Below are 12228 nucleotides of genomic sequence, written 5' to 3' on the forward strand. Positions count from 1 at the left end.
GGCACAATATGTTTATTACGCTAGAGCACGATAAGATTATACTTAAAACAGACGCGCTCTAGCATTTTTTTGCATTATGCAGGAATTTTCTTATTGGTTTGATGTAACATAATTAAAGCATCGGCAGCTTCTTGTCCTTTTTGGGTGAAATGGTCAAAGAAGATTTTTTCATGAAAGGCCGTTTCGTGAAAGTGGTGAGGTGTTAAAACAACACTAAAGACGGGAACATTTTCATCAAGTTGGACGCGCATCAAGCCATCAATAACGGCGCTTGCTACAAAGTCATGTCGGTAAATACCACCGTCAACCACAAAACCTGATGCTACAATTGCATGATATTGCCCTGTGCGAGCAAGCTTTTGGGCAAGTAACGGTATTTCAAAAGCACCGGGTACATCAAATTTTTCAATCTGGTTTAATTCTGGCGCATTTTCAGCGATGCGGCTTGCAAACCCCTTATAGGCTTCATCAACAATATTAGCGTGCCAACGAGCCGCAATAAAGGCGATTTTTAAAGCTTTTTGTGTTTCATTACTCTGATTCATAGGACAACTCCAATTGAAACAGGGCAAACAGCAGCAGCCACTACTGCGACCACTGCGATTCTCTTCCATCCGGACTATACCGTCGGCCCTGGCATCTCACCAGATCTGCTGACCTTTTGTTTTAAAAACAAAAGCGCTCGCGGGCTCAGGTTTTACCCCATACCGCCGGTGGGGAATTACACCCCGCCCTGAGAAACATGCATTATTGCAAAATTGTTTTAAGCAAAATTGTCACTGCTTGTCTATTAAAACCGTTTCAAAATAACATAATTGTCATAGGGTGGTGGTTTACTCAAATACAATAAAATTACAGAGGTTAAATAAATGCAGTTAAGCAGATTTGCAGGCGTCGTAAGGCGCTAAGGAATTTAAGATTAAGTAATCGCTAAATTATGATGAGGTCACTCTTATGTGAGAAGCATGTTTGATTATTGAAAATAGCAAAGGATAAATATATAAGCACGGTAATAGTTAGCCTCCTACATGAATATAGCAATATGACAACTACACCAGAAAAACAGGCTGAATTCATTGATTTACTTTTGAAAGTCAGCCGAAAAATTCCTGTTCTTTTCGATAGTTATGCCCGAACTCGTGGTTTAACCCTTGCGCGCGCCCGCACTTTGCTTGCTTTGAGTCGAAGCGATGGTGTTTATCAAAAAGGACTTGCTGAAAAATTGGATATTGAAAATGCTAGTATGGTGCGATTAATCGATGCGTTAGAAGAGCAAGGATTGGTCGCAAGAGCGGTTGCGCAAGGTAATCGGCGTGCAAATACTATTCATTTAACTGTTGGTGGTAAGGCAATTGTTGAGGAGTTGGAAAGCCATAGTGCAGCTTTACGCAATGAATTGTTGTTTGGCATCATGCCAGACAAACTGGATGAGGGGATTGAAATTTTAAAACATATGGCAGCCCATATTGGCGAAAAGCGGTGTATGCCATGAGTGGTGAGGCTAAAACAGCAAATAATGAAGCGAAAGCTGTGAATGTCCCACCTGTTCCCCAAGATCAGCCTATGCCTCCCTATAAGGTTGGCAAGATATTTGCTTTTGCTTGGCCGCGCTCGCTGCTTTATATTTTTGCCGCAACCATTCTTTCATGGGCGCAAGGCTTTGGCATGAATGTTATTCAGGCTAATATTCCACAATTACAAGGCTATTTTCATACAACACCGATTGAAACCGCTTGGCTTATGGGCGCCTATATGGCACCTAATGTTAGCTTTGCGATATTATTGATTAAAATTCGGACCCAATATGGTTTACGCAATTTTGCCGAATTATCGATTATTTGCTTAGTTCTCGTGTCAGTGATGCAATTATTTGTATCAGACTTTAATAGCGCGTTGATTGTTCGCTTTTTTGGCGGCGTTGCTGCAGCTCCCATGTCGTCTATTGCGTTCATGTATATGATTGAAGCTTTTGCGCCTGCTAAAAAACAAACTATTGGTCTAAGCCTTAATCTGTTAAATGTATCACTGAACATGCCGTTGTCGCGTATTGTTTCACCATTTTTGATGGATAATGGCGGTTTACATGGGCTTTATATGCTGGAAATAAGCCTTGCACTTATTGGTGTTGGTCTTATCTTTTATTTACCCTTAACGCCAATGCCTCGCGCCAAAGTTTTAGAAAAGCTAGATGTCGTAAGCTATTCTTTTTTCGCTTTAGGGCTTGGTATTAATGCAGCAATTATGCCGGTTGGTCGGCTTTATTGGTGGCGTGAAGCGCCATGGATGGGTTGGTGTTTGTTTTTTGCAGGCATATTCATCGTTATTGGGGCAATTATCGAACTTAACCGTAAAAATCCACTTATTGATCTGCGTTGGTTATTTTCGCGCGATATGTTGCATTTAGCGATTATTTTATTGATTTTTCGTGTCTTGCTTTCCGAGCAATCAACTATAGCAGCCAATTTCTTTAATTTGTTTGGTTTGTTGAATAGGGAGCTTGTACCGCTTTATTTGCATGTCATCGCTGGTACTATTGTTGGCGGTTTGTTATGCGCATTTTTCCTAAAGCCAGGGCGTGAAGACATTTTCCATATCGCTGCGCTCATTCTTCTGGCCTATGGCTCATGGCTAGATAGTCATGCAACTAACCTGACACGACCAGAGGAAATGTATTGGAGCCAAGCAATGATCGGCATGGGGGCTGGCTTATTCTTGCCGCCATCAATGTATAAGGGCTTGGCATCGGCTCTTGCCCGTGGACCCAAATATATTTTGAGCTTTATTGCAGTATTTTTATTTACGCAAAGTACGGGCGGTTTAATGAGTTCGGCATTTTTTGGTAGTTTGCAAATTATGTTTGAAAAATATCATTCTAATATGATTAATCAGCAAATTATTTTGAGTAATCCTATGGTGGCTGGGCGTGTACAACAATTATCTGCGCCTTATGCGCAAGTTTTAACCGACCCAACATTGTTAAATGCAGAAGGCCTAGCAACGCTTGCCAAACAAGCCACATTAGAAGCGAATATTTTGGCTTATAATGATGTTTTTCGCATTTATTCCTGCATCGCCTTGGCTTTATTGGCATTTTTACTTTGCCGGATCGTCTGGAATGATGTTTCACGGCGATTGGCTGAAAAGCGAGAACAGCAAAAAATTGAAAAAAATGGTGAACTACAAGTTCCCACAAATTAACAAATGGCTTTTAATCTGTGCAGAATAAAGGCTTAATTTATAAAATATCGAAAGACGATAGGCAAAATTAGAGATTGAAATATGATTACCTTTCTTAGATCAAAAGCATCGATCGTTGCAATTGTTGCCGGTGTCGCAGGCGGCCTCGGGATTCTTTATGCATGGCAATTGCCGCCTTTTGCGTCTGCGGTGCAAACCACGGATAATGCTTATGTGCGTGGTTTTGTAACCGTTTTAAGTCCGCAAGTGACAGGCAATATTGCTGAAGTTGCAGTTAAGGATTATGAAAAAGTTGCCCAAGGGCAACTGCTAATCCGTATTGATGACCGTATTTATAAACAAAAATTAGAGCAGGCAGAGGCAAGTTTAGCATCAAAAAAGGCAGCCCTTGCCAATTCTTTCCAACAAGAAAAATCGGCTAATGCCAAAATTTTATCGGCTGAGGCGCAAATTGCAAGTGCGAAAGCTGGTCTTCATAAGGCAGAGTTAAATTGGCAACGTATTGAGCCTTTGACACAGCGCGGCGTTTCTACCCAAAGTGATGCCGATAGCGCGCGCGCAGCACTTGACCAAGCAACTGCCGCCAAGGAGCAGGCAGATGCAGGGCTTGACGTTGCAAAACAAGATTTGCAAACCATTATTGTTGCCCGCAAAGGGCTTGAAGCTGATGTTAATGGCGCTGAAGCTGCAGTAGCGCTAGCGCAGATCGACCTTGACCACACCAATATTTACTCGCCACGCAATGGCCGCGTTGGCGAGGTTGGGGCAAAGCTTGGCCAATATGTTGCAATTGGTACGCAATTATTGGCGGTTGTACCAGATGATGTTTGGGTGGTTGCCAATTATAAGGAAACTCAACTTGCTAATATGAAGGTGGGACAACCGGCAAGTTTTACCGTTGATGCTTTGAATAATATGGAAATGAAAGGTGTTGTCACACGTTTTTCACCGGCTGCTGGTTCTGAATTTTCAGTTTTAAAACCAGATAATGCAACGGGTAATTTCACCAAAGTCGCACAGCGCATTCCTGTGCGTATCGAAATTGATCCAGACCAAAAGGGTATTGACCGTTTAGCGCCTGGCATGTCGGTTATGGTGCATGTTGATACATCCAAGCCGGGAAAGGAACAAATTACTAATTTTAATGGTGATTTAACCCATATTCCTGCCGAGTTACCGGAAAACTCCACCACACCGGAAGCTAAATAGGTTAGACTTTATGTTATTACTTGTTCATTTCAAATTTGGTAATGAACAAGTAATTTAGAGGCTGTGCGTTTTTGGATTTTGATACCATCTTGAAATATTTCCACATCAGCTATTTGTGACCAGTTTGTTGCCTCGCGTTTGTCGTCCCCTTCAAAGGCAAGCGCGGAGGTTGTCACAAATAGCCGCCCTTGTGCTGTTACCATTTGTTGCTTTTGTGGGGCTACTGTACCACTACTACTAGGGGCACGAAAACCTTTAAAAATCGAAATCGAGGTTCCACGGCTTTTATGATTGTCCGTGCTTTTTAGTTCGATACGGCTAACCTATTTTGCAAGCCTAAAAGCTTCTCGCCATATAGAAATCAATCATTGTTCCTAGCAGCGAGAATGCCTGCGAAGCTTTTAAAATTAAAATCTTCTAATTCCGTAAAAATTGCTTGCTTGGTTTATGAAAGTTGCTGTGTTGCAATCCCATCTACTTGTTAAGCCTTACGAGGTTTTATAAATACGGAATATATTGCAAATGATGGGATAGCAAAACAAATAAGCCAACAATTTACACTGGCGGATGGGGGCATCAAAAATAAAAATTGATAATGCCAATAAAGCAAATGGATAATCCACAACGGCTAAAACTATTGTTGCAAGTTTTTTTATATCGCTGCTCTCATAGCTTTGTAAACTACAGCGCAGATGCTGGACTTGGCAAAGTTGCGTAAAATATTGATGAAAGGGGCCTAATGCTTTTTAAAAATTATTTTAATGTTCCATTTACACATCTTGAAGCAATAGTCTTTGTATAATCTCTAACTGCTTTTTGTTTTCCATCTTTAGTTTTAGCTATTGGGTGTGAATAGGCACCAGACATAATCGTTCTTAGATTTTTCTTCGCTTCTTCACTTACCTTGGTTCTACTTAATCCCTCAAGCAGATTATTTAAGGGCTCGCCCATTTGTCTCAGGCTCATGGAGGAGGATGCTACTTTAGCATATTGCTCACACTTAGCTTTGTTAATTTGACGCGTTCTTTCGGCTTTATCTGCACTGAAATTGTTGGATTGCGCATTTGCTAATGATGAAGAAATTAGCGGTTGGGTGACTAGCAATAAACTTAACAATAAAACTCTAAACATTTTTGATCCTCTTTAATATTTCAAAGCAATGATGCAAATAAGAAATGCACAAAACAAAATAAAAATAAAGGGGCTTTAAGTCCATTTTTTATTAAAACATCTAGAAACCTTTTCAATAGTAATTTAATTTCAAGAACAGATTTTGAGAATGTAGTGCGTAATTAAAGCCTGCCGTAATTATTAAAATAACAAATTAACAAAATGAGTGTAGATTACGAATGATATATTGGGGCGCATGAGTTCAATCACCAAGCGGCGCGAAGGTGGTTTACTTGGTTTAACAGCGCAGCAAGCATCATTTCTTGCTAATGCACGGAATGAATTGCAAACAGGCGATCCAAAGCTACTCAAGGCATATTTACAACGAGAACGGCGCGATAAACGTTTTGATAGCGCAGTGCATAAGGCTATTAATAGTGGCGAGCCATTACCGCAAGACAGTATATCGCGGATGCTTATACGCTATGAAGATAAGCTACTTAAATTGCGTGGCGATACTATTGGGCGGACGGAAGCCTTGGAAGCCCTTAACACGTCACAGCAAGAGGCAATGGAACAAGCCTTAGACAAAACCCAATACACCGAACAAGATGTGACTAGGGTATGGCGATGCACAAGGGATAGTAAAACACGCGATAGCCACCGAGAAATGAATGGGCAAACAGTCAAAGGCTTAACCACACCGTTTACCACCCCCGATGGCTATCAATTAAAACACCCCGGCGATAGTTCGCTTGGTGCGCCAGCCAGTGAAACAATTAATTGCCGATGTATTCAGTTTATCAGGCTTAACTATTTAAAGGGGTTAAAATAACGCAATGATATATTTTGTTTGAATGTACGCATGGCTAAAACCGATCTTTATTGCTGGGCATTTATGTAACCAAAGCAGTAGGGCAAGAGCCTTATTGCAATAAAAAGCCTTTCTTTGTGGGGTTCTATTCAAAGAATGGCTTAATTGGCTATCTCGGACTAGAGCGTTTAACAGTCAGAGAGAATGAAGTATTTTTTGAAGCCATTCGAGTGCGTTTGGCAAATTGTCAATCCCCTGCCGAACGGCAGCCATTGATAGTTGTGTCATGGCTTCTGCTGGAAGCTTCTTCACCGCTTGAATAAGGTGCTCTTTTACAGTTGGTTCGGCATCAGTTTTTTCTATTTTAGCAATTAGTAAATCTTTAATCGTATCGCTGTGAAGTTTTACAGTAACAACACTTAAAATCGCCGATAACCCACCATCATCAGCAAGAAAATCTAACCCTTTAGCGGTGACTTTAGCAGAGTCTAAATAGTCAAAGCCACCTTCTCCATCATCGTCTCCCGGCTGCCACATGCATTTAACCAAACCTAATTCTTCCAAGTAACTAAAATTTACAGTCTTCGATCTTTCAATCTCCGCAGAGTAAGAAATCGAGTTCGGATAGCAAACAGATAACTCATTTAAAATATTTCTTTGAATATCTCTATCTAGGTACTTCGACATGCAAAAATCCTTTACAGCTCAAATTGATAATTGGGTATTGCAAACCCGCGCCCGAATGTTAGCCGTATTTCAGCTATCGGCGCAATATGTAATCGAAGATATTCAAGAGCGAACGCCAGTTGATACGGGCTTTTTACGGGCAAGTATGATTGTTTCAAATACCGAATTAAGCCCTATCAAAAGCAATTCAAGACCACCAAGCAGCGCAGAGAAAGATTCATATAGTCCGCCAGTTTACGCCTTAACAATCGCCAATGCGCCACTTGGCTCAACCATTTACGCATCATTTACGGCAAGTTATGCGGCCCATGTTGAGTTTGGAGCAAAAGGGCGGCAAGGCGTGGGCATGGTGCGACTAGCGGCGCAAAACTGGAATATGCAAGTGCAACGAGCAACCAAAGAAGCAAAGGCGAGCGTTAAAAAATGAGTATTGAAACAGATATACCCGAATTGCTTTTTTCGCATGTGGCAGCATTTGACCCTAATATTCAAATAGCGTTCCCGAATGTAGAATTTACACCACCGCAAGACACTTATCTTGAAGTGCGATTTTTACCCAATGACAATCGCAATGTTTATATCGGTAATAATGACCATTATCAATAGCCCTGCTTTTGGGTGGGGCTTTTTTATGGGGGCGATATACCAAGAGATTTATTGAATGGCTTTCTGGGTAATTGAATAATCATCTTAAGGCATACCCTGCTTTCGTTCCCTAATGGGTAGAGCCACAACCATATGCTTTGACAAAACAATTTACAAATTACCTCATAAGATTGAAAACTTGTTTGCAAAACTTAAACGTTGGCGGCGTATCGCAACAAGATGTGCCCAACGAAAATTGGTTCATACTTTCTTTGCAGCCATATGTATCGCTGTAGCCGTTATCATTTATCTTAATTGATGATTTTTGAGTCTAGGACATTCGAGCACAACCATTATAGAACAAGTCTATGCAAGATTTTTACCAGATTATTTAAGATCCGCTGAAAATACATTGAAAAAAAGCGGGTTTGGTCTTAACAGGTTCGGTGAACCTTAAGAGAAATTCTTTTAAAAGTTAAGTAATTGATTTTATGGTGCTGTGAGGGAGGATTGAACTCCCGACCTCTCCCTTACCAAGGGAGTGCTCTACCACTGAGCTACCACAGCATTTTGTTGTGGGCGGTTCTTGCCATATCAAAACAATTTGTGCAAGCTTATATTAACATTTTTTTCTATTTTTTTTAATTTTTTTAAGTTTATTGCTAAAATTATACACAAGCTAGGCATTTGCTGACAGCTTATTTGGGAACTAAAATTAAATTATCGGTTAAGTGAGGAATCACTAAACCAAAATTAAGTTTGCATTGAAAATAGAATAAACAGAAATATTGTTTTCTGCCGATATAAGGCCTAGCTGCCTTGGACTTTATTGAAATAAATCTGGTTTAAATGCCAAGAATCAGCAAGGCTAGAAAAAAGGTTATTCAAAATACATGATAGGCAACATGCTTTTGTTCCCCCAAAATCTAAAAACTATTTTTTAAAGCCTTTCTTATCATTTTTTGAAGTGACTTATAAATTTTTAACTTAGATTCAAAAGGTTAGTTATGTTTTTTTAATAAGTAAATGCTTTAACTTACTTGATAACCTTGGGAGTTTTATTTGCCCTAATGTATTAGCTCGTTTTTGTTCGAAAATAGCGACGTGTCATATCACTGAAATATAGGTGCAGTATCCGCATTCTACATTCTGGCAAAAAGGGATACTCCATGAAACTTCATAAACTTGTACTTTTGGCTCTTGGCCTTACAACTGTCTTTGGCGGTGCTGTTTCTCCGTCAATGGCGCAAGATGCACCTGCAAAAAACGTTATCTTATTAATAACTGATGGTGCGGGTATCAATACATGGCGTGCAGCAAGCTATTATCGCCATGGTGCTCTTGGCCATGAGGTCTATGATGATTTTGATGTTAAGGCATTTATGTCAACCTATCCACTCAACACGTCTAATACGCCAACCAAAACTAATGATGGTTCAGTTACTTTCAATGCATCTGAGCTTTGGGATGCGGCACCAAGTAATGAAGTATTCAAGGGATCGCTTGGTAATTATCCTGGTTATTTCAAAGGCTATGACTATACGCGTACCGACTATACCGATAGTGCTGCTGCAGCAACAGCTTTGGCAACAGGACAAAAGACTTATAATAATGCTATTAATTGGTCGAATAATGATACCAAGCTAAAACATATTGGTGAATACGCAGTTGAAAGTGGTCGCTCATTGGGCTCGATTTCGACTGTGCAGTGGACTCATGCGACACCGGCTGGCTTTCTCTCGCATAATGCTAGTCGTAATGAATATAGCGCGATGGCGCAAGATATCGTTAATTCTGGTATGGCAAGCGTTGTCATGGGGGCAGGACATCCAAACTTCGATAAGGAAGGCAAGCCCGTTGAGGCCAAGGATGATAAAGCCTATCGTTATGTAGGTGGTAAGGACACTTGGGATAAGCTTAAAAACGGCGAAACAGATTATGTTCTCATCGAAACCAAAGAGGATTTCGAAAAACTTGCTGCAGGTAAGTTTGATCTTGGTAATAAAACCAAGCTTCTTGGTACAGTTCAAAATCATTTAACAACTCAGTTTAATCGTCCAGGCGTTGCCATGGGGCAGCCTCTTGAAAACCAACCAAGCCTTGCAACCATGACCAAAGGCGCACTTAATGTGCTTTCAAAAAATGAAAAAGGCTTTTTCTTGATGGTTGAAGGTGGTGCGGTTGATTGGGCCGCACATGCTAATAATCTACCGCGTTTAATTGAAGAGCAAATTGATTTTAACCTTGCGGTTGAAGCGGTTGCAGAGTGGGTTGAGGCCAATTCATCATGGGATGAAACCCTAATCATCGTAACGACTGATCATGGTAACGGTTTGTTGCAAGGACCAGATAGCAATAGCACTGCCTATTCCGACCTTATCAATCAAGGCGCTGGTGCTTTGCCGCTTGTTCGTTGGCATACAGATACCCACACACGTGAATTGGTTCCGCTTTATGCTCATGGTAAAGGTGCAGAATTCTTCCGTGATGTAGCTAAAAAAGATGCTGGTCTTGCTGCTTATCATGCAGCAGAAGAAAATCAGATTTACGTTGATAATACAGATGTGTTTCGTGCTTCTCTTGCTGCGTTTGGCTTGAAAGAAACGCCGCTAGCACAGGGGAAGTAAATCCTAATAGTTTAAACTAGCATTAATATTTGAAATGCCCGCCCAAGCTTTACCGGCTTTGGCGGGTTAATTGGTTTAAAAGAGTATGAAAGCCTCTATCGCTAAAAAAGGATTAAATGGCGTTTGAAGGCAAGAATTGGAAATAATCGGATCTACGTTATTTAATAGCTTAAGGTGGGAAGCAGATTATGAAATTGTTAAGTAAATTCACGTTGTCAATGATAGCTATCATGGGATTATTGGGCACCAACACAAGCATAGTGTTGGCTGCTGAAAAGCCAAGCGTTAGCATTATAAAAGATACGGCTAAAGCTGAAGTTATTCGCGCTAAGCGCAAAGGTGATATTGTTGAAATTGAGGTGCGCTTTAATACGTTGGTTGAACCATTTAGTGGTGCCAATATTTATGAAAAGCTCAATCGCGATCTAGTTTTTATCAGCAGTGGTGACCAAAAATGGCCGCTTGATGCCGCAGAAAATGCCGCGCCTCAAGATCTTAAATTGAACTTTAGTTATGATATGACAAAAACACCGCGTATTGGCCAGTGGAAAGGAAAATTTATAGCTCCGCCATCAAATGTCAATAAAATTAGCCTTCATATTGATGGCTTACCTGTGATTGAAAACGTTTCAATCAAATAGTTTATTGATATAAAAAACCCTGCATAAAAATTTATGCAGGGGTCTCAACTGTTTTATGATTTTAATAAATTATCGAACGTTGCTGCGAGCTTCTTCAAGTTCGCGGACAGCTTCGTCAAGCTTTTTGGTCTTCTTAGCAATTTTCTTGGCATCACCGCCCATTTTGGCGTCTTCTAGTTCTGCCTTGCGCTGAGCTACTTTGTGTTCCTTTTCAGCAACCTTTTGTAAATTGCTTGCACGACGACCTGCATCGGTGCAATGCTGGTTTACTTCACTTAAAGCCTTTTCTAGGCCTGCAATTTTATGGGTATGGCCATGTTGACGGGCATAATCAATTTGCTTCTGGATGTTTGCTTTTTCTATAGCACATTCGCCAGTGGCGCTTTGAGCGCTTGCAGCAGCAGGAACGAGTAAAAGCAACGAACAGCCAAGGATAAGTTTCTTAATCATAATAACTCCTTTTTGTATTATTTATAGCTTATATATAAGCCATATCGAAAGAATAATCCAATAGTATTTTTAATAAATTACCAATTTTAATTGAAGTTTAAAAACAAAATGAAAGATAATTTGAATATTTGTTCATTTTCCATTCATTTTACCATAATTTATCCAGTTATGATACAAGTATAGTTTGATTTATTCTTATTAGCTTTTTTGTTGATTAGTTTTTTTCTAATTGGCTGTTTTTATGATTCTCATAATTTATATATCAATTATGCCAGTATCTGGGTCTTAAAAAGATATTTTAAAATGCTGATAGGTTGTGCTAGTTTAACAAGATATCGAAAAAATATAAGTCAATCTAATGATATACTATAATAATACGTAACTGTATTATAATTTACTATTATTATATTTAATAGCTTTCCATGACGAAAACAAACTTTAGCTATAAGAATTAAATCATTAGAAACATCTTATTTGATGATTATGTAATATTATAAAAAGACAAAACCAATTCAAACTGCGATAACCTCGTCACTTATAATAGCATGATTGTTAGCTCTTTGCTATTGCTAGTGCTGTGATGAAGAAAAAGTGAATTGAGATCGCTACTTAGCTATGCATCTTCTCCACATAGGCAAAGCTGTTGCGTAGAGATGCAATCTTAACGTATTGATATAATCACCAGAGGCATTTAAACGAGACTTGAATATTAACCGCATTATTAATACGGAATGGTTGGCAACTTGCCCATTTGACCTTTACAATGCTGTCGATTGAGGTTTTCTTTTGTTTTTGCAGAAGGCAAGACGTTTTGTGATGTTTTTTGCCTATGAAGGTGTTAGTTGGTTGGCATTTAAAGCTATAATGCTTATTAGCTGCATAACTAACAGCCGCAATCAGGCAAAGT

General features: G+C 39.8%; 13 protein-coding genes, 1 tRNA gene and 1 riboswitch. Of the genes, 8 read left to right on the forward strand and 6 right to left on the reverse strand.

Annotated features, from left to right (window positions below; all coding sequences use genetic code 11):
- Nucleotides 1–74 precede the first annotated feature (74 nt).
- The gene (locus H3299_RS09625) at nucleotides 75–545 is read right to left on the reverse strand and encodes a 6,7-dimethyl-8-ribityllumazine synthase (protein ID WP_182417458.1); all 471 of its coding nucleotides are present in this window, start codon (nucleotides 543–545) and stop codon (nucleotides 75–77) included.
- Between the two features lie 53 nt (nucleotides 546–598).
- Nucleotides 599–745, reverse strand: a riboswitch (FMN riboswitch).
- 297 nt (nucleotides 746–1042) lie between these two features.
- Between H3299_RS09625 and H3299_RS09630 the strand changes: the two genes are divergently transcribed.
- The 3 genes from H3299_RS09630 (at nucleotide 1043) to H3299_RS09640 (ending at nucleotide 4407) form a co-directional block, all read left to right on the forward strand.
- A complete protein-coding gene (locus tag H3299_RS09630) occupies nucleotides 1043–1492 on the forward strand; it encodes a MarR family winged helix-turn-helix transcriptional regulator (RefSeq protein ID WP_182417459.1) in 450 nt (149 codons plus the stop codon).
- The gene (locus H3299_RS09635) at nucleotides 1489–3198 is read left to right on the forward strand and encodes an MFS transporter (RefSeq protein ID WP_182417460.1); all 1710 of its coding nucleotides are present in this window, start codon (nucleotides 1489–1491) and stop codon (nucleotides 3196–3198) included. Before H3299_RS09630 ends, H3299_RS09635 begins: the two co-directional genes overlap by 4 nt.
- Nucleotides 3199–3279: 81 nt before the next feature.
- A complete protein-coding gene (locus H3299_RS09640) occupies nucleotides 3280–4407 on the forward strand; it encodes an HlyD family secretion protein (RefSeq protein ID WP_182417461.1) in 1128 nt (375 codons plus the stop codon).
- Nucleotides 4408–4436: 29 nt separating this feature from the next.
- Here H3299_RS09640 and H3299_RS09645 read toward each other — a convergent pair whose 3' ends face one another.
- Nucleotides 4437–4610, reverse strand: coding sequence for a hypothetical protein (locus tag H3299_RS09645; protein WP_182417462.1), 174 nt, complete (start codon nucleotides 4608–4610; stop codon nucleotides 4437–4439).
- Between the two features lie 550 nt (nucleotides 4611–5160).
- On the reverse strand, nucleotides 5161–5538 hold the full coding sequence (locus tag H3299_RS09650; protein WP_182417463.1) for a hypothetical protein: 378 nt from the start codon (nucleotides 5536–5538) through the stop codon (nucleotides 5161–5163).
- A 235-nt stretch (nucleotides 5539–5773) separates the two neighbouring features.
- Between H3299_RS09650 and H3299_RS09655 the strand changes: the two genes are divergently transcribed.
- A complete protein-coding gene (locus tag H3299_RS09655) occupies nucleotides 5774–6352 on the forward strand; it encodes a phage minor head protein (RefSeq protein ID WP_182417464.1) in 579 nt (192 codons plus the stop codon).
- A 174-nt stretch (nucleotides 6353–6526) separates the two neighbouring features.
- On the opposite strand, the gene H3299_RS09660 is transcribed toward H3299_RS09655, so the two are convergent.
- The gene (locus H3299_RS09660) at nucleotides 6527–7018 is read right to left on the reverse strand and encodes a hypothetical protein (RefSeq protein ID WP_182417465.1); all 492 of its coding nucleotides are present in this window, start codon (nucleotides 7016–7018) and stop codon (nucleotides 6527–6529) included.
- Between H3299_RS09660 and H3299_RS09665 the strand changes: the two genes are divergently transcribed.
- Together H3299_RS09665 and H3299_RS09670 are read left to right on the forward strand one after the other, a co-directional pair.
- Nucleotides 7017–7445 (forward strand): HK97 gp10 family phage protein, encoded by a 429-nt coding sequence (locus tag H3299_RS09665; protein WP_182417466.1) that lies wholly within the window; start codon nucleotides 7017–7019, stop codon nucleotides 7443–7445. The genes H3299_RS09660 and H3299_RS09665 overlap by 2 nt on opposite strands.
- Entirely contained in the window at nucleotides 7442–7624 is a 183-nt protein-coding gene (locus H3299_RS09670) for a phage tail terminator-like protein (RefSeq protein WP_182417467.1), read from the forward strand. Before H3299_RS09665 ends, H3299_RS09670 begins: the two co-directional genes overlap by 4 nt.
- A 471-nt stretch (nucleotides 7625–8095) precedes the next feature.
- Here H3299_RS09670 and H3299_RS09675 read toward each other — a convergent pair.
- Nucleotides 8096–8170, reverse strand: a tRNA-Thr gene (locus H3299_RS09675).
- A 602-nt stretch (nucleotides 8171–8772) separates the two neighbouring features.
- On the opposite strand from H3299_RS09675, the gene H3299_RS09680 reads away from it, so the two are divergent.
- Complete coding sequence (locus tag H3299_RS09680; protein WP_182417468.1) at nucleotides 8773–10230, forward strand: alkaline phosphatase; 1458 nt, start codon at nucleotides 8773–8775, stop codon at nucleotides 10228–10230.
- Between the two features lie 188 nt (nucleotides 10231–10418).
- Nucleotides 10419–10871: a hypothetical protein gene (locus tag H3299_RS09685; RefSeq protein WP_182417469.1), complete on the forward strand. Its 453-nt coding sequence runs from the start codon at nucleotides 10419–10421 to the stop codon at nucleotides 10869–10871.
- A 69-nt stretch (nucleotides 10872–10940) separates the two neighbouring features.
- Here the strand turns inward: H3299_RS09685 and H3299_RS09690 are convergent, their stop codons facing one another.
- On the reverse strand, nucleotides 10941–11321 hold the full coding sequence (locus H3299_RS09690; protein WP_182417470.1) for a DUF1090 domain-containing protein: 381 nt from the start codon (nucleotides 11319–11321) through the stop codon (nucleotides 10941–10943).
- Nucleotides 11322–12228: the final 907 nt, after the last annotated feature.

The organism is Bartonella sp. HY038, from assembly GCF_014117425.1.
In the GTDB taxonomy this organism is placed as follows: Bacteria; Pseudomonadota; Alphaproteobacteria; order Rhizobiales; family Rhizobiaceae; genus HY038.